20 protein-coding genes are annotated in these 18,607 nt (G+C 43.2%); all 20 read left to right on the top strand.

All coding sequences use genetic code 11. The annotated features are described in order from the left end of the window. The first annotated feature begins 16 nt into the window (after positions 1–16). The 20 genes from ALIPUT_RS04465 to ALIPUT_RS12380 all read left to right on the top strand — a co-directional run bounded on the left by ALIPUT_RS04465 (position 17) and on the right by ALIPUT_RS12380 (position 18,598). Positions 17–670: a hypothetical protein gene (locus tag ALIPUT_RS04465; protein WP_004328544.1), complete on the top strand. Its 654-nt coding sequence runs from the start codon at positions 17–19 to the stop codon at positions 668–670. 35 nt (positions 671–705) lie between these two features. After that, entirely contained in the window at positions 706–1,164 is a 459-nt protein-coding gene (locus ALIPUT_RS04460) for a hypothetical protein (RefSeq protein ID WP_004328543.1), read from the top strand. 11 nt (positions 1,165–1,175) lie between these two features. Then, entirely contained in the window at positions 1,176–1,442 is a 267-nt protein-coding gene (locus ALIPUT_RS04455) for an immunity 17 family protein (protein ID WP_004328542.1), read from the top strand. 50 nt (positions 1,443–1,492) lie between these two features. After that, a complete protein-coding gene (locus ALIPUT_RS04450) occupies positions 1,493–2,413 on the top strand; it encodes a hypothetical protein (RefSeq protein WP_004328541.1) in 921 nt (306 codons plus the stop codon). Between the two features lie 145 nt (positions 2,414–2,558). Continuing rightward, positions 2,559–3,314, top strand: a complete 756-nt coding sequence (locus tag ALIPUT_RS04445) for a DUF4261 domain-containing protein (protein WP_004328540.1) — start codon at positions 2,559–2,561, stop codon at positions 3,312–3,314. Continuing rightward, the gene (locus ALIPUT_RS04440) at positions 3,311–4,135 is read left to right on the top strand and encodes a toxin-antitoxin system YwqK family antitoxin (RefSeq protein WP_004328539.1); all 825 of its coding nucleotides are present in this window, start codon (positions 3,311–3,313) and stop codon (positions 4,133–4,135) included. Before ALIPUT_RS04445 ends, ALIPUT_RS04440 begins: the two co-directional genes overlap by 4 nt. Positions 4,136–4,147: 12 nt before the next feature. After that, the gene (locus ALIPUT_RS04435; protein ID WP_004328538.1) at positions 4,148–5,266 is read left to right on the top strand and encodes a tyrosine-type recombinase/integrase; all 1,119 of its coding nucleotides are present in this window, start codon (positions 4,148–4,150) and stop codon (positions 5,264–5,266) included. A gap of 92 nt (positions 5,267–5,358) precedes the next feature. Beyond that, positions 5,359–5,757 (top strand): hypothetical protein, encoded by a 399-nt coding sequence (locus ALIPUT_RS04430; RefSeq protein ID WP_004328537.1) that lies wholly within the window; start codon positions 5,359–5,361, stop codon positions 5,755–5,757. A gap of 71 nt (positions 5,758–5,828) precedes the next feature. Beyond that, entirely contained in the window at positions 5,829–6,191 is a 363-nt protein-coding gene (locus ALIPUT_RS04425; protein WP_004328536.1) for a hypothetical protein, read from the top strand. A gap of 51 nt (positions 6,192–6,242) precedes the next feature. Then, the gene (locus tag ALIPUT_RS04420) at positions 6,243–6,830 is read left to right on the top strand and encodes a leucine-rich repeat domain-containing protein (RefSeq protein ID WP_004328535.1); all 588 of its coding nucleotides are present in this window, start codon (positions 6,243–6,245) and stop codon (positions 6,828–6,830) included. Positions 6,831–6,897: 67 nt separating this feature from the next. Further along, on the top strand, positions 6,898–7,896 hold the full coding sequence (locus tag ALIPUT_RS04415; protein ID WP_004328534.1) for an SMI1/KNR4 family protein: 999 nt from the start codon (positions 6,898–6,900) through the stop codon (positions 7,894–7,896). Between the two features lie 78 nt (positions 7,897–7,974). Beyond that, positions 7,975–8,262 (top strand): hypothetical protein, encoded by a 288-nt coding sequence (locus tag ALIPUT_RS04410; RefSeq protein ID WP_004328533.1) that lies wholly within the window; start codon positions 7,975–7,977, stop codon positions 8,260–8,262. 78 nt (positions 8,263–8,340) lie between these two features. Continuing rightward, entirely contained in the window at positions 8,341–8,799 is a 459-nt protein-coding gene (locus ALIPUT_RS04405; RefSeq protein ID WP_004328532.1) for a hypothetical protein, read from the top strand. Between the two features lie 102 nt (positions 8,800–8,901). Further along, positions 8,902–9,108: a hypothetical protein gene (locus ALIPUT_RS04400; RefSeq protein WP_004328531.1), complete on the top strand. Its 207-nt coding sequence runs from the start codon at positions 8,902–8,904 to the stop codon at positions 9,106–9,108. Positions 9,109–9,267: 159 nt separating this feature from the next. Then, a complete protein-coding gene (locus ALIPUT_RS04395) occupies positions 9,268–9,807 on the top strand; it encodes a hypothetical protein (RefSeq protein WP_225982424.1) in 540 nt (179 codons plus the stop codon). Between the two features lie 37 nt (positions 9,808–9,844). Continuing rightward, positions 9,845–10,435, top strand: coding sequence for a DUF4948 family protein (locus tag ALIPUT_RS04390; RefSeq protein WP_004328529.1), 591 nt, complete (start codon positions 9,845–9,847; stop codon positions 10,433–10,435). Positions 10,436–11,009: 574 nt separating this feature from the next. After that, a complete protein-coding gene (locus tag ALIPUT_RS04385) occupies positions 11,010–11,453 on the top strand; it encodes a hypothetical protein (RefSeq protein WP_225982423.1) in 444 nt (147 codons plus the stop codon). Beyond that, on the top strand, positions 11,450–12,277 hold the full coding sequence (locus ALIPUT_RS04380; protein ID WP_004328527.1) for a hypothetical protein: 828 nt from the start codon (positions 11,450–11,452) through the stop codon (positions 12,275–12,277). The genes ALIPUT_RS04385 and ALIPUT_RS04380 overlap by 4 nt, the downstream gene beginning before the upstream one ends. A gap of 135 nt (positions 12,278–12,412) precedes the next feature. Further along, the gene (locus ALIPUT_RS04375) at positions 12,413–13,006 is read left to right on the top strand and encodes a DUF2625 family protein (RefSeq protein WP_009316581.1); all 594 of its coding nucleotides are present in this window, start codon (positions 12,413–12,415) and stop codon (positions 13,004–13,006) included. Positions 13,007–13,276: 270 nt separating this feature from the next. Further along, positions 13,277–18,598: an immunity protein Imm33 domain-containing protein gene (locus ALIPUT_RS12380; protein WP_004328522.1), complete on the top strand. Its 5,322-nt coding sequence runs from the start codon at positions 13,277–13,279 to the stop codon at positions 18,596–18,598. Positions 18,599–18,607 lie beyond the last annotated feature (9 nt).

Genomic DNA, 18,607 nt, shown 5'->3' with positions numbered 1-18,607 from the left:
TAAAAAGAATTACAACATGAGCGAACTTAAAAATCTGTCAGCCATTCTTGAAGGAGGTGCTGTTCCGGCCGGTTATAACGGGAAAGCAATCGGCAAATTGTCTAAGACATACCTCAAACTGGAAAACCGCAAAGTAGTAAACCTCTATCCCATCAGAACCGTGATGCACGAAGACAGCCGCTATTGCCTGTATGCCTGCCCGTTGAAAGGGACTGAAATTGACGAGGCCACCCTTCAGAGCATCAAGGCTGAAGTGGATACGCTGGAAATCGGTGAAATCCGTTATGATTCCGTACAGTCCTGTGGCTATGACTATTACATAGTAGATCCTGATACAGGCCGTCATATACTGACAGGACAACGGGATATGGATTCGGTAATGGAAATAAGCGATCATTATGACGGCGTCATCCTGTTCAGCAAATCGGTATTCTCGCCAAGAAAGGCCAATCAGCTTGATTGTGCCTATGCCTTGATCGGCATTGAAAAACAGCCCAACGAGTTCAAGATAGAGGCTATTCCTAATAGCGCGATAGGCCAAGCACCTACGATACTGGAATTTGAAGCTCCGCAGGAATCGCCTGCTGTCGAAAAATACAGGTCGGCCATGACGGTCCTGTCCATAATCATCACCGCGGCTCTGCTTATCTGGTACTTTTTCATAAAATAATATCACCGAACGAATAACTTCACTAATATCCGAATATGGCTACATTCAATTATTCTTCCAAATCGTCCATCAAGGACAATCTGACTGAAATCCTTGTCGGTGCCGGACTGATAATAGTACCGGTAGTTTATCCTTTCGGTATAAAAGTCGGTACACTTCGCATCCTCGGACCGTTACCAACAGCCATCATCCTTGCCCTTGTCGGACTGTACATGCTGTTCAGAGCCTGGCGGAAGATACATAAGGCCCGCAAGTTGGCTGCCAAAAGCTGTATCATCACGGTTGACGGCGATAAGGTGACATACCCGGTCATCGTGAAAGGAAATGTTGAGATGTGTTCTTTTACATTGTCGGAAATATCCAGTTCAAACTACAATTACGACAATGGTATTCTGACAATCACCCTCGCCAACGGCTCAACGGCCAAATTTGACGTTGATTTCTTTGACGGACTGCCACAGCTTAAAGAATTTGCGGCGCTCTTGAAAAAATAAACCGGTGAGATATGGAATGGTTGGATAAAATAAAGGATTTTCCGAATCTGATACAGCAGGAACCCCGCTACGGCTATCTGGTCGTGGCGGGCCTGCTTCTGATATGGCTTGTCGGTGTCATCTGTGGCTGGAAGTGGACGTATTCCCGTCCGGGTAGTACAGGAGGTAACTTCTGGATGAATCTGCTCGGTCCGAAAACTTTCCGGTTCTGGCTGGGAGTGATTCTTGCCGTCGGGATAGGACTGTCTCTGTACCTGTTCTCTATTTCCGGCAAATAGCTGAGTGCTCTTTCCCGGATGCCACCTGTAAACTTAAAAAGTGATTGAGTATGAAAACAATTCCAATTATAACCTTCTTCCTGTGCACGGTGATGTATGCCCATGCACAGCTTAACATCGTTCCCAAGAACGATGGACTGAAAGAGTACACGGTGACAAATGCCCACCCCTATGACAGCCTGACGAACGTGGAGAAGCGGAGTTTCACTTCCCTTCCGGGACAGACCCTGTACATGCATGGGGTAAAAAATGACAGGAACGGCTACTGGGATGCTTTCTATACGGTCAATTTCCTTACCGGGGATGACCGAACGGTGTACAAGGCGGTCAACATCAGTACCACCCCTTCTAAAGAGGTGGTGGGGAAATATTACGAGGTAGTGAAGGTCTGGACAAAGACAGACTACCTGTCGGCTGGATGCTGCCTGCTGCTCCGTGAAAAAGAAAGCGGTGATGAGATGTATTACAACCCATTCAGGTATCCGCTGAGCATGACCTGTATAGGGTATTATGAGAAACTGAAACGCTTTGTCGGACAGACATTCCTGTCACTTGCCAAGGCCGTCGAGACCGAGGACGGTCAGGTAATCACCCCGGCTGAAGGTGCGGAGTACCGTTGTGTGGACATCGGCCTGAAGATGAACAGTGACGGGGCGTTTCTGCTGATGGAAGGTGCTGACGGTGTCCGTGTGGAAGCATTTCCTATAGGCGGTGACGAGGTGTACGAGTTTGTAAGCACGGCACGTATCGGCCAGCTGGAAAAACGGTACGGCGAGAAATACGGGAAGCTGATTGCCTTCCGCAAGGTCGATACCGGCATGACGAGGGAAATGGTCATCGCCGCATGGGGCGAACCATACCACAAATCGGAAGTCAAGAAGGAAGGCAGGACTCTGGAGACATTGCGCTTTTCCGACAACCGCTATGTTGAACTGCTTGACGGGGAAGTACAGTATGTGCGCATCTATTGAACGGAGCGCAACCTTTATCTGTAAAGTCACAGGCAGGGCCTGCATTTATCGTATATTAACAGATGAAAGTACCAAGGAATCAGGGTAAAATACCTATCTTGCGCAAGAATCTTCAATAATTGACGACTCAAAAAGAAAGAACTATATGGAAAAGGATAATATCAAAGGATGCTTTGTCTCGTCCGTGTTGCTTTCACAAAATCAATGGGACAAGAAACAGTTCATCCATGACTTCGAGGAAGACTGGGGAATCGTCCTTACCGATGACGACGACAACGGTGACGTACTTGTCGGAATGTTCAGCGGCATGACATTGGCAATAGCCATCATGCCCGGTCCCGTACCCAACGGAGAAGCGGAACACTATGCACAGGGCAACTACCTGTGGAAAGATGCAACAGAAGTGGCACGACAACACGAGGCACATATCCTCGTATCCGTGACCGGAGACCAATCCAACCTGCTGGAGAGAGCCAAACTGTTCACCAGAGCCACGTCTTCCTGCCTGAAACAGTCCTACGCTACAGCGGTATATACCGACGGTATGGTGTTCCAACCCGAATTTTACAGGGATATGGCCGCACTCCTGCAAGAAGATGAACTGCCCGTCATGGACTGGGTATGGTTCGGCATCTACCGCACACAGAAAGGAATCCCCGGCATCTATACCTACGGACTGAGAAAATTCGGGAAAGAGGAAATCGAAGTGTATGCCCCTGCCGATCTGAGTGACATCCGTGATTTCCTAATGGACATCGTGCATTATATCCTGTCGGATGATGTCACCTTGCAGGACGGGGAAACCATAGGATTCTCCGAAGAACAGAAACTTGCCATCACGCTTAGCGAAGGCATCGCTTTGGACGGCATGACATTGAAACTTGAATATCCGGACGAATGAGAAAGGCAAAGGGAAACATAAGAAAAATGCTTGCGGCCATCGTTCTCACGCTGCTGTGTTGTTCTGCCTTCGCACAGCGGATCGTGGAATCCGGTGACTTGCGAACCACCACGGACGAACAGCATGGAACAGTCGTCCATTATCTGAAGGGCGGAAAACGTCCGCTATCGGGCAAATTCCGTATCTTGCGGGGGCAGGATGAGGAAATAGTGCATTTTTCCAAAGGGGTTATGCAGGGCGAGTACAGGCGTTTCCGCAACGGCAGCCTGCGGGAAAAGGGCAAGTATACCGACGGCAGACGGCATGGTCTGTTCGTTTCCTATCATCAGAACGGAAAGACACCGCAACGGGAAGCACCCATGCAGTACGGGAAGATAGACGGTACGGTAAGGACATGGTTCAGCGACGGGAAGCCGGACATGGTTCAGGAATATAGGCAGGGCAAGCGGAACGGCAAGGAACAACGCTTTGACCCGAAAAGCGGCAAGCAGATCTACGAGGCAAACTATACCGACGACCGGAAAGAGGGAAAACAATGGAAAATCAGCGAGGATACCACCGAGAGATGGGTCAGCAAAACCGTCAGCCACTATAAGAACGGCGAACTGGACGGCCCCTACGAATACACGGCCCACCTACATGGCAAGCTGTACGCCTACAAATCCGGCTCGTACAAGAACGGCTACAAGCACGGTTCGTGGAAAGAAATCGACCGGGACGATATCGCAGTCCAAGGCGAATACACCGAGGGACGCGAGACGGGACACTGGATACGATATGATATCATAAGCGGAGAAATCCTGAACGAGTGGGACCGGTAAAATTTAAAAAACATGGAAATATATACTCCAAAACCCAAAATCAAACTTTCTCCTGTGGTAAGAAACGGGAGAGAATTTGTCGAAGTGACTTTCGGTAATGACAATGACATCCGCTTGTCGCTGTCGAAGGAAGAAAACGTACTGCTTGTCGGTGGCAGAGCTTATCTACCGGCAGAGAATTTCGTGCTTGCCGAGTTCTTCGACCGCTATGTGAAAATGGCGTTTATAGACTATTCCGCCATCAAGGAAACCGCACCCCGTAAAGAGGAAGACAAACGGCCGCCACTGCCGGAAGGTTATCTGGAAAAACTCCAGCAAGTGCGTTACAGTGACCATACCGTAAGGGTATATACCTCCTATTTCCGCGATTTCCAACAATATTTCGAGGGGCGTAAGATTGAAACGGTTACTCCCGGCGAGATAAACGACTACCTGCTGTATCTCATCCATGAGAAAAACATATCCTCCTGCCAGCAAAACCAGCGTATCAACGCCATCAAGTTCTATTACGAGAAAGTTCTCGGTCAGGAACGGCGGTGTTACAAGGTGAACCGTGCCAAACGGGAGAAGACGCTGCCCGACGTGTTGAGCAAGGAGGAAATAAAGAAAATACTCGACGTGACAGTGACAGACCTGCGTTTCTTCTGTATGTTCTCCATACTCTACTCCGCAGGGTTGCGCATCAGCGAACTGCTGGAACTGAAACCCGGCGACATCAACGAACCCCGCTCCCTGATACGGGTGCGTCAGGGAAAGGGCAAGAAGGACCGCTACACCCTGCTGTCAAAACCGTTGATGAAAAAGCTGACGGAATATAACAGACTATACAAACCGAAAGTGTGGCTCTTTGAACACAGACCGGGCGAACCTTTTACCGAGAGTATCGTGTCGAAACGGTTGAAGGCTGCGGCTCGGGAAGCGGGAATCACGAAACGGATTTACCCGCACCTGCTGCGCCATTCGTTCGCCACCCACTTGCTGGAGCAGGGAATCGACATCAAGATTGTGAAAGAGCTTATGGGACATAACAACATCAAGACAACGGAAAGGTATGTCCACATAGCCGACACTTTCAAAAGCAATATCAAAAGCCCGTTGGACGATCTGTTGATGGAGGAAGACGAGGTCTGATACTTAAAGAAAATAACAGCCAAATCGGCTGATAGTATAACGTTAGTTGCCAATGTAGAAAAATAATATGTGAAACATAAAAATAACAAATTATGAGTTACGATTTAATGGTTTTCGAGCGGACAAAAGCTCCGCAAAAACGCAAAGAGTTTCTTGTATGGTATGACAAAGAAACAGAATGGAGTGAAGAACACGGTTACAACGACCCTGCCGTCACATCGTCTGCCCTGCGGGAATGGTATGAAGAAATGATTAAGACATTTCCAAACATGGATGCTTCTGACGTAGAGGTGGAAGACGATGATGCCGAAGCACACTTGACCGATTACAGCATAGGGCATAATGTCATTTATGCAGCATTTGCGTGGTCGGTAGCAGAAGAAGCATACGAAAAGATGAAAGCCTTGGCGCAGAAATATGGTGTTGGCTTCTTCGATGTGAGTAGTGATGACGGAGATATTATTTTACCTGATGGGAATTTAATGGAATAAGGCAACTAACAAGCGAATAAACTGCCCTAACGGTCAGCTATTCGCAAGCCATTAGCAATAAAATTTGAAATATGGATAAAGACGAGATAATATCAAAATTAGGATGGTTTACTCAAATGAAGTCTATACCACCCTTAACTGATAAATTCAAAACAGAGCAAATTATCTTTTTTGAAAATATCATCCATTTCTTACAAGATAATGGATTGACAACTAAAGAAATACTAAAAAAAGGAGAAAAGCCTACAGATAATACTGAAATAAAAATTGGAGATTTAACGGAAGAGGGATTAAAGTTTTATCTGTATGGCATTAGAAAATGGCGACAAAAATACGATAGAGCAAAAGACGGGATTAAAGCAATCAATGACTTTGCTTTTATTGAAAAGAAATTAAAAGAATTTAGAAGTAAAAATATTGCTAACAAAGCGTGATAACGCCTAACAGCGTTCCCCGCTTAGCCATTATCGTCATTAAAAAAGAATATGGAGAAAGGCATTAGAAAAATTGAGCAGAATGGTGTTCACGTTGCATATTTTACTTGTCCTCAAATCAAATTGAACAAGTATAAAGATGCAACTATGTTATCGTTGTGGCATATCAAAGGCGACTCAATGGATTTTATTTTGGATATGCCCGAATTGCAAGATATTAGGATGTATGCGTGTAAATTCAATGACTATACAGCATTAAGCAAATTGACACATCTAAGGAAATTATGTATTAATGGTATTGCCACAAAGGAAGAGCAAACTTTTGATTATATAGCCAATCTTTCTTCTTTAGAAGAACTAATCATTGGTTACATACAACCGTTTATCAAATTCCCCAATTTATCGAACTTACATAGTTTATATAAATTATTTATTTTTGAATGTAAAAATTTAGTTGATATAAAAAGTATAGCCAATATTCCCAATTTGCGTGTATTTGATTGGTGTTGTTCTCAATTAAAGCCTACTGAATTGGAATTTGTAATGCAAAAAGACAGTATTCAAAAAGTTGCTGCTCAATTTGGAGGCAAGAGGTTAAATGAAGAATTTAAATTATTATTAATGAAGTACAATTTATGACGATAACAAGCGGATTAATCTCTCCGAAAATTGATTATCCACCGAACATTATCTGCCCATAAAAAGAATGAATATGAAAATAGAATTAGAAAATTGTCAAAAAAGTCTTACTCTCAAAGATTTTGAAGAAGTTGAGAGCAAGTTGGGTCATGTTTTGCCGGAAAGACTGAAAGAGTTCTATTTACAATATAATGGAGGAGAACCTAAACAGCAAACCATCTCCATAAACAAATATTACGAAGTGGAAATTAGAATTTTCCAACCGTTCAAATATAATAAGAGTTTTAAGAATGCTCTTTTTCATACTGTTGAAGGAGAAACCTTGGAGCATCGTAGTTCTAATTCGATTTCTGACAATATTCTGCTATTTGCCAGTGGACATAACAATTTGAGAAATATTGGTGTAATTGCAATCAATATAAAAAACAGAGCTGTATATTTTTATAAAATTATTGGTTTTGTAAAAAATAGCGATGCATTTATTTTTGATGAACCTCAATTGATAGCGGATTCAATAGATGATTTTTTCAATAATCTCGTTGCTTTCCCAAAAATCGAAGAGGAACAACAAACGGAGATTATAGAAATAGAAGGTGTAATGCCTGAACTTTCGGACTGTTCGGCTTCGCTAACAAAAGAAGATATAAAGAATTTTGAGGTTGAGTTGAATGTAAAGATTCCGGCAGGCATGAAGAACTTTTACCTCAAGTTCAACGGTGGTATGCCATCACCATATTGTTTTCAACCGCAGGACGAGGATTTGGATTGGGTGGAGATAAATGCGTTCTTTCCGATAAAGGAACGCACCAATGCTTTTGAAACAATTGAAGTCATAGCCAAAGACATGTGGAGCAGAAATCTAATGCCAAGCAACCTGTTGCCTTTTGCTATGGATTCGGGTGGAAACTATTATGCGTTGAACTTGAAGAATAAAAAGATTTACTATTACTTGACTGACGAGTGGGACGAAAACGCTTCAAGAGAATACAACTTTGAAACAAATACTCGTTACATCGCCCAGTCATTCAATTACTTTATAAATCATTTTATCGAAGAAGAGGAATAAAGCGGGCAGATAACAAGCGGATCAATCTCCTTTAATGATGATTATCCACCAAACATTACCAATAAACAAATAATTGAAATGTTAGATTTTAGCAATACAATGAATAATCATCACTTCGCTTTGAATGATGTTGAATTGAGAATATTACAACCTGTCTTTTTGGAGTTTCATGCAAAGACAGGATTGAGTATTGATGAATATGGAGATACAAGATTGATACCTCAAAATCTTGAATTACTTATTAATTTGGCAAATGATTATATAAAGACGTTAGATAAACAATCAATGAAAATTGTAATAGAGTTTATTAAGAATTTGCGTCCTATGATAATAGATAAAAACACAATTTGGGTAAGTGGAGATTGAAATATTGGTAACAAGAGAATGAACTGCCTTAACGGTCAGTTATTCACAAACCATTATCCGCATATACGATAAACCATAATGAAGATAGCTAAAATAAAAGTTGGACAACTGATTGCATGGGTAATATACTTACTTATGTTTGCTCTTGTCTTGATGGAGCCCAACCAATTAATGAGCATAACTGAAGTTAATGATGGTCCGGGAGCCGCGGTGGACGGATTGATGGCGTTGATTGGTTTTGTAGTAATCTGCGTATTATTCATATTTCTTGACCTTTTCTTCCACTTGTTTCTGCGTCATAATAAATTCAGATTGTCTGCCATTATACTATTGCTATTCAATGGTGTATATAAAACATACGAGTATTATTTCATCTATTTAGGATATGAAGGCAAGTATTTAACCGAAAATACGTATGAAAGTGTTCCTACGGCAGGTGACTTAGTGCTTTTTGTTGAGATAAATGGTATAATAGTATTGTATCTGGTTATGATGATACTGTTCAGTAGGTTTTTGGGATATTGGAGTCGAAAATAAGATATGAACATTAAACAAGAAATATAAAAATGACGGCAAAATTGAGGGGATATAAAGGCTTAATAATAGTTTTATTATCCGCAATAAACAAAGGAAATAGATATGGAAAGTAAAATCGAAAAAGCTAAACAAGTATTTAGGAAAATGCTTGTTGACGAGTACGGTATAAAATCAGCTGACCAGTTTTTCTCTACCGAAGGCGAGGCAATGGCTGAAATATACGAGAGTATGAAAATTGAACAAGAAAATTTCAATCTTACAGACGATGAATTGAATAGTCTTTTAGATTCAATTTTTGATGAAATGTAAATGCGGATAACGGTCAGCTATCCGTCGGATATTATACCGAATCAAGTAAAAAAAATAAGAATGTGTTGGTCTGTCAAACAAACGAAAATAACGGTTCTGCTTCTGCTGTTTTGCAGTGTGCTTTGCACCCATGCGCAAGTGTGTAACCGGTGTGTGGAAATGCCTGATAGCGGCTTCATTTCTTACAGATTGGAAGGAGAACCGGCACACCGTCTGTTTCTGCAAGAAGACACGCTGCGCGTAAAGGTCAAGGGGATGGGGTTATTTCCGCCTTACACGCTGTTTTATGTGATTGCACAAGACGGTTGTTTGCGACGTATCGGCATGCCAAACGCCGAACAGACAGCTACCAAAGGCATAGACATAGATTTGCCAATATCCGCTTCGCTGGATGGGAAATACCTGAAGCGTATTTCAGACAGTGAGATACGTATATCCGGGGATAATCGCCCATATTTCAGCGCACAAACAGTGAAAGGCATATTAAACGGAATGGATTTGTTGTGGATCTATGACGGTACGATGGTAAGAGATTCCGCAGTGTTTGGGAAGTTGAATAAAATAATCAAGGACAATGTGGAAAATGTACAGATTAAGATACTGTACGGCAAACAGGCGTACTGCCAATATGGTATAGCCGGAATCAACGGGGCTATAATTATTGAAACTAAGGTCGCCAGTAGAGGGCAGAACCATTGAATACTATTTATCCGTCAGACATAAGATAAATAAGAAAATGAGAATACCTATCATAATCCTGCTTTTAGCAAGCCTGTTTGCTGCAAGTTGCGGAGATCCACCCATGCCGCCATCGGACGAGGAAATGATACGCCACTTTGCCACGCACGAGGCGGCGTTCCGCAAGGTGTACGAAATCATGTCAGAGAGTTCAGAAGGTAGTTTTCACTACCCGCCGTTTTCTCCTGACGGGATCATTATACTTGATTCAATGGAGCAAAGTGATACATCCTATGAATCAAATGACGAACAAGACCTCCCGGTATATGGGCTGTTAAAGCCAGACCGAATCCTACTCGACTCCCTGTTATCAGAGATTGGATGCGGTTTTATCCTTGTTGATCGCAGGGAATGGGAAACGGCAGATTCGGTATATGTGAGCCTTTTTATGCCATACTACTCCCTCGGTATCGTAGATGCAGGAACGTCCAAGAGTTTCGTTTACGATCCCGGATTGAGAAGCCGTCGGAATATCCGTATCACCGAACATGGCGACCTAAACGAGATCTACCGCAGGACGTACAACGACACCACGCTTTACAAGCCCATCAAGGAAGGTTGGTACATCGAGCTAGACCATTCACGATAACCTGAAATGATGAACAAAACAATATGAAATCAAGATTGGTATTAAGGATATTGTGGGGACTATGCTGTCTGCTATTGCTGTGGATGGTTGTCAGTGATTCTATACAATTCTCAAAGCATCCGGAACTTTACCCGATAGGTTGTGAAGGATTAGGTTGGAGCTATGAATCTTCCGAAAACTATATCTTTACAAGCCGGGTGGCGATTGGTTGGAGTGCCATCGGCTTTGTCGCATCTGCCTGCTATCGTTTCAAGTATAGCGGAAAAATACTGTTGGTACATTTTGTACTGACACTACTTCGATGTTGTTGGAATTGTATAGTCATTTATGGATAGGGGTTTGCTTTATTGTCCCTAACTAACGGTTAAACGCCGGGAAACTTTCGGGCGAGACAGCTCCATCGACCTTAGGGAGAACGTCCAAACAAGCATCCCCAAAAAATGCTTTTGAGCATACCATAGAAAAAAGGAAGACCGAATGTTCTGAAGTTTCTTCCTTATGATATATATTTGTAATTGAGCGAAATGAAAAGATTGCCATAAACAGCGATTGGCTGCCGAACATTATGTTTAGAATGAAGAAACAGGAATATAAAGAGCAAGAACGACATTATTATTTCTTCGACTATCTGTTTTGGTTGGGAGAAATAACATGGGAGCATTATCACAAGGTCAGTTTCAAACAACCCCGTGGGAGTGATATGCTGTGGGCCTGTATCACGTTTTTTATATTCATGCCGGTTCTGACCATAGGCGGTCATTTTCTGGATGACTTGGCATTCGAGGTGTTTGGAGCCGTTCTTCTAATCGTGTCCTCCGTTTCTGTCTTCATGACAGACCGTCTGTTCGGCAAAATATACCCGCCTTCCCGGCGGAAAGCGGTCATGCAGCATTATGCGGGACGCAAGTTCAGTCCCTTCCGGCGCAACCTGTTCTTTTTCCCTCTCTATTTGCTTCTTATTCCCGCAATGGTTTTATTAGGAACTGCTCTGAAATGGATAACTGAAATACTCAAATGACAAATAGAAGAAACATATTCAGCCGTTTTTTCCGCCTGTTGGTGATGCTGCATAAAATTTCCTACGCGCATTTCACGGAATGGAACAATAAAAGGAAGCGAAAGGCATTTGCTGCCGGAATATACTTCCTGAGCATCCTCCCGGAATTCGTCCTGTTGGCCGGCACATTTCTGGCGGCAAGGGGACAAGACGGGTATGTACATCTGGTAAACGTGCCACAAAAGGTTGTTTTCTACGGTCTGGCGAGTCTGGCGGTGCTGCTGTCAGCCATCCCTCTGGGATTTTTTGACGACAAGAAGATATGCAAGGAAGTCCGGCAGGAACTCCGTGAACGTCCCCGTTACTGGAAACGAGCAATAGCAGTCTATTGGGCAGTTATCGTGGCTATGGTGGTGGCGGCGAATATTGTGTTTCCCACTTTTTCGGACAAGACAATGCCGCCGGAGAATGAGCGGACTGAAGTACCGCAAAGGTGGGGGGATTACCTTTCACTACGTTTTGCCATAGTAGCCCGTCAGGAAACGCCCAATGAAGTCTTGCAGCGTCTGATCGACCAAGACGGGCGCACGACACGCTACGGGAAACCAGTCTATGCCATGCAAGTAAGAAAGGAGGACATGGCTGGAGAGTTCCGTGTAGGGTTGCTGAGCCATGCCACATTCGAGGAAATCAGAGACGGCAGACGAAAATTTGTAGAATGTACATGGGTTAAGGGATATACGCCTGACAGCATTAGGATATTGCTGACCGTTTGGTACGAAATGAAGAAAGTAGAGCTTTGTCCGGTGGACTCTTTGGAATGGACGGAGGATATGGAGTTTTAAGATTTACAGAAACATGAAAAAAGTAATAACGGCCTCCGGCAAATGCTATGGGTATAACGTTCAAGATAAATGTGCAATTTATTTTGAATGAGTATGATGAAAAGTAGAATTTTAAGCAGAAAAAAAATAAAGACTATGAACGATGAAATGTTTCAGAGAATACTTGATGAAATAAAAAGTTCGTCAAAAACGATAAATGTGCTGCCTCTGGATGAAGCAGCAAGGCAGGCAATGAAAGAGAAGTACCGGATCAAGAGCGGTAGCCTGATGGCTGCAATCCTTGAAAACACAGGTGGTATAGTCATTGACAACTGGATAAGGCTGTACGGTTCGGGAGAACTAAACTTTGTCACTAGAAACAGTCTGTTCCCGTTCAACGAGATAGTGATCGGCGAAGACATACTGGGAGGATTGTTCATCTGTCTTGACGACGGCAATATCGGCTATTTTGCCCCCGACTGTCTGGAGATGGAAGATATGGAGATAAAATTTGGACAATTCGTCTATTGGTGTCTGCATGGCGATACGGATAAGTTCTATACCGATTACAGATGGGACGGCTGGCAGAACGATGCTTCGAAACTGAAGAGCAGTGAGGGCGTAGCTTTTTATCCTTTCCTTTGGGCTGAGGCGGAAAGTCTGGAGAGCAGAGTCCGAAAAGTCGTTCCGATGGATGAAATCCTGAGACTTCAGTTTGCCTTTCTGGGCCAGAATGACAAGAATGAGTGAATTCATTGCTATCCTCTGACACAAAGCTGCAAATGCGCTTAAATTCCTCATGATTTTCATGGGAGGGGGATTTTTTGTGTTACGGAAGAACTTGTACCCCAATGTAGTGAACTGACAAAATGTTGCTAAACTATGATTAAAAGCATGGATTTCCATGTGGAAGGCGTATTGTATTACAATAGTGCCAAATTTCTGTTATTATTAACAAATTAAATGTGACCAGTTGGAATAAAATCGGTATCTTGCATTTATAAACAAAATAATGAAATTATGGGACTTGGATTCACCATTCACACTAAAATCAAGGATATTGAAAAGTTTCAACAGACTGTAGAAAGTCAGGCTGTTGAGTCCGGTTATAATGCAGAGCACGATGAATCATCTTCGACGGTAAGTTTTTGCAGGCTGGGCGACTTGTTCCTAAATTATCAACATGAGGGAGAAGGAAATACAGACAACGTCATTTCCGTAAACGGAGACTGCCAGACCAACATGCTTGGTCCCGGCTTCCACAAGGCAGCAATAGAGTTCATCGACAGACTTCAACAGGCGACCCGTACCCGGTTTGAGGTTGAAGACGAGACGGACTATTACACGGAAAGGGACTTTGAGGCCATGAAGAAGAAACATTTTCACAAGTGGCTGGCCAAACTGTTTGAAATCATCCAGGAGCAGAATAACAAAGGCAGCACGTCTTTGTTATTCTGTTGGGATATCAATAAATATTACCCTCAATCAGACAACGGCATTGTCATTTCACCTTTGGGTTCTTTCCGTCTTTCAGAGGTCGTTAGGCGTATCCGGGAAGAAGGAATCGAATCTTTTGCCGATGATTTCTTCATCTGGAACAATTCGGAACGTGATGCACGTTTTCATAGAGGCATGGCCCTGAATGCCATGTGGGAGGACTGCTATTTCATGCCGTCAGAAAGAAGTGAAGAAGATGCCCGTATCAACGGGTACATCATAAGCGAGCTGGAAACGACAGCATCACTTGACCCGTCTCTTCCTTTCCCCAAAAAGGAATACGAGGAACTTTGCAGACTCCATGGTTGTGTTCCTGTCCCGACTGACGGGATACCGCCCTACGAAACGGAATTTGCCATCGGCTACCGGCGCGGAATTGTCAACCATAAGGTCGGGAAGATCAGGTTCAGCCTACCGGGCAGCTATCTCGAAGATACGGATGAAGGCACCCTCGTCTATTATGATGCGGCTGCAGACAACTGGCACACGGTTAGATGCACCGGATACTCTACCGATGGTGAGCCGGATTTCCTTGATGTGGAAGAGGAAATGATTGAAGAAAGGGAATTTGACGGCGGAAAATACCGCCTCTATGACATGGGTATCGACCAAGATTCAGAGGATGAAGAACCTTATCCCGTTTACAGCTGTCATGCACTGTGTCCCAACCAGTACACCCTCTTCACGTTGTGTGCCTCCCGGTTAGAGGACCTGAAAAAACTTTCAAGTGAATTCCTCCCGACTTTGGTTGCAGACCAGCCTATAGAACCAGAAAAAAAGCAAATCATATATACCGGAGAGAACATGAATGACGAATTGATGGAGCAGATAGACGAATGGCACAAGGCCGAAAAGCATCAGGAAATCATCGATGCACTGGAACAGATTCCGGAAGCCGAACGGGATTTTGAGACGACCGGCTTTCTTGCAAGGGCGTACAACAATATTGAGGAATATGCCAAAGCCGCAGAACTGCTCGAATCCGTCAGGGAGGAAGGCGCAGAAGATGAGCGGTGGAATTTCAGAATGGGATATGCCCAGTATTTTCTGTGCAATTACCGGGAGGCCCTGAGTTATTTCAGCAAGGCAAGGGAGCTTGAACCGGAAAATGGAGACGCCTTGAGTTTCATCCGTCAGTGCAATATGGCCATGCCGTTAACCAGGCGAGTGAAAGAATTCTGGAACTGGTTTGTTGAAAACGAAGAAAAGTTGTCAGGCATGATGTGTCCGAACTCCATGGAGGAAGCTGATGCCTTCATAGAGTTTATCAGTAAAGGAACCAATCTGATATCGGAAGACATGCACTTCAATATTGGAGGTGACCATGAGTTCACGTTCTCGGTAGAAGGATGGCCGGATCTCTTCATCATCTATCCTTACATCATATCCTGTATGCCGGAGTGTCTGAAAGGCAAATGGAAGTTCTTCCCCTTCAACCCGGGCAAGGTCGGGTCTTTCGCATACCGTGTACACGATACCGATGTCGATATGGGCAAGATCATGGTAAAAGCATCCTATGACGAAAAAAGAGAAAACTTCAACATCAGGTATTACGACAAAAATCTTTGTGCCTTACCGGAAGAAAATAGTGACGGAAACTTTCATGTCATTCTGGAACTTGTACTGGGAGAAGGCGTCTCGTTCAAATATGTCAATGGTATAGAAAGGGCGTCAGGAATTGAGGAAGGTATGATTGCCTTGTCCGGGTTGAGACAGCACATAGAGGAAACCGTGAAATCCCACGGCCATGAATTCTTCGAGAATCCGAAGGACGTTTATACGGGATATCAACTGACCCCGAAGGAAAGTGATGAACTGCGCTTCGATGTGATAGTAGGATCTACCTGTCTGAGCTCCATCGTAGCTGACTATTATCATGGTTCAACCGAGATATTTGACCATGCCGACGGTTTCGGCGTTCAGGCTCTTTATATGGTTTTCCAGAATGGTGTTGGCGAAGATAATATACTGAACTTCCGTCATGATCTTGAAGACAGGATAACGGAAGAGATTCTTGAACCGGGCAATCTCGGTGTGATAACAGGGGGTGCAACCGGAACGGAATACAGCTATATCGACCTGTTTGTCTATGACCTCAGGGCTTTTGTCAAGAAGGTTATACCTCTGCTCGATGAATACCCCGAATACTCTTTCTACATTTCAGACTTCATCCGTAATGGACGGATACACCAACTGACAGAAGCGGCCAGCGAGGCTATACCATACACCAAGGAAAATAAAGAAGAGTTTCTTGCCCAGATAGAGAAATGGAATGACATGGAAAAGTTTTCCAAGTGTATCAAAGCACTTGAGGACATTCCCGAAGCTGAACAGGACTACGACATGGTCATGTTGCTGGTGCGGGCATATGAGAATTATGCGATTCTGGGAGATAATGGCGAAGAACCGGAAGATGACGAAAAGGAAAGGGCGTTGAATAAAGCACTTGAACTGCTGGAATCGATCCGTGAAGCCGGAGAAAGTCAGGCAGGATGGAACAAGCGCATGGCATACGCATACCAATATCTTGTAGAACAGGAAGAAAAGGCGATAGAATATGCCAAACGCTGGGCGGAACTTGATCCGGAGGACAGCAGTGCAGTTGCTGTAATAAATGAGTGTAATGAAGAACTGGAAAAACGAAAAATAAAGTGTGAAAGTTGTTGTGATGATGATAATGGCGACAATAAGTCTATTGCTCCAGAAATGTACTCAGAAGATGAAATAGATATTATAGAAAAGCATATCGAGCACTATTATGGTAATTTTGAATTCGTTTTTCACGAAAAAGTATCACCGGACATTCATGTGGATATTTGTTTGATTCCTCCATCTGAAGAGTGTAACTGGTACACACTTGTGACAATGGGAATGGGGGCACACTTGATGAATGTGCCTAACCAATTGAAAGAAGATCAGCTGGAACGGGCAGAACTTGTCATCTGTCTGCCAGAGTATTGGAAATTGGATAAAGAACATTTGAAAGACGAAAAATGGTATTGGCCTATACGGTTGTTGAAAGAACTTGCTCGCTTCCCGGGAGAAAACAATACTTGGCTTGGTTGGGGTCATACAGTCAGTTATGATGGACCTCTTTCATATACGACAGAGCTTTGTGCTTCCATTCTGATAAATCCCCCATGTGGAAATATAGGTGGAAATACTTGTACACTACCTGATGGAGAGGAAGTCAATTTTTATCAGATAATACCTTTATATGGAGATGAACTGGAGTTTAAGCTCAAAAATGGAACGCAAAAACTTCTTGACAAGATGAATGACAATATTCTCCTTGTAAATCCGCACCGTCTTAATGTACTGAATCAAATAGATATTGAAACTAACCCAATACAATCCAGTGAAATTTCAATAAGCTCTGTTGCACGACAGGAAGTGATAGCACATATTGAAAAGTATTTTGGTAAGATTAACAATTTCTTGCATGATGACTCGTGTTCAGAATATCCATTGGACATAGCTGTTATTGCCCCGAGGAAAGAGCATAACTATTATACATTGATAACAGTCAACATGAGTAATCATGAAGTCCTTGAATCGGACGATATAGACGGCAATACCTGTCATCAAGAATTGCTTATCAATTTACCACCTGACTGGAAACTCGGATTGTCTGATTGGACAGAAGAGAAATGGTGTTGGCCTATACGACTTATTACGTCGTTGGCAAGACAATGCATACGTCATAGGACCTGTATCAGCTGGGGAAAGACAATGGAACTTGGAGGTGATAATACATTCTCAGAAGGCACCAAGCTCTGTGCTATTGTTCTCCTGTCTCCAAGTATATTTGGAGATAAGTCAAGTACATGTAAAACACAAGGAGCAGGAAGTGTTGAGTTTTATCAGGTTATCCCTTTATATAGGGAAGAGTTACAATTTATCCAAGATAAGGATATAGATGAATTCTTTGAAATATGTCCTGATGATGCGCTGGAAACAATTAATCCGTTGAGACTAAATGTTGTTACAGATGCAGAGAAAATAGGTTATGACATATCTTATATTGACGATGCGAAGAAACATGAAGAAAAGATAGAAGAGTTGCATTTGTCAGCAGATGAATTGGCTCCTTACAACCACATGGCGATTTATTTACGATGGTGTATAGAACACAATCTTATGAGCCAACCTTTCCTGTTTAGACATGGAGACCTGGTTGATAGGGTCAAAGCAGAAGACAGTATTGATTTAAGAGAATTTATTAGAGATAATGAGGATCTGCATGGCGGACTTTCTACTATCTTGCTAAACAGAGTGGGAACGATGTTTACCAAATGGTATAATTGGGAAAACCGTAGTACACCTTATGCCTATATTAAAGATATACAAGCATATGCCATGGACTATTTCAAAGGCAGGATATGGAATAGTGAGGATGAGACAGATGCTGCTTATCTGTTGCTGCCTTGGACAGAAAAATATTATCATGATATGGCAGCTCTCATTGACAGCCGTTTCAAAGAGTGGGAGGATGAACCACAGACGGATCCGCAATTCTTACATATACCGCAGGACAACATCAAATTACTGCTGAAAGATTGGAGTAAAGCCATTGAATGTACTGTAAGCAGCCGTGTTTTAGTAGTTGGATGTGAAATAGCAACTTGCATTCGTCAAAAGCCCTTTGCTGAGGACATGGGTTGGGACAGCGGTTGGCTTTTCCTTGCTGATGGGGATGAAGATAATGACGAATGTCGATATGAATATTGTGATTTGAATACCATCTGCAACTATTCTCCGGACGTTATGCAATATTTGGATTTTCCATATGACACCAGACTGGTTCGCAAGGAAGACGGCAAGTTATATGTGGATGAAGAGTGAAGTATAAAT

Source organism: Alistipes putredinis DSM 17216, from assembly GCF_000154465.1.
GTDB lineage: Bacteria > Bacteroidota > Bacteroidia > Bacteroidales > Rikenellaceae > Alistipes > Alistipes putredinis.
Note: the sequence above shows the minus strand (reverse complement) of the source record. Positions and strands in the feature narration are given on the sequence as shown.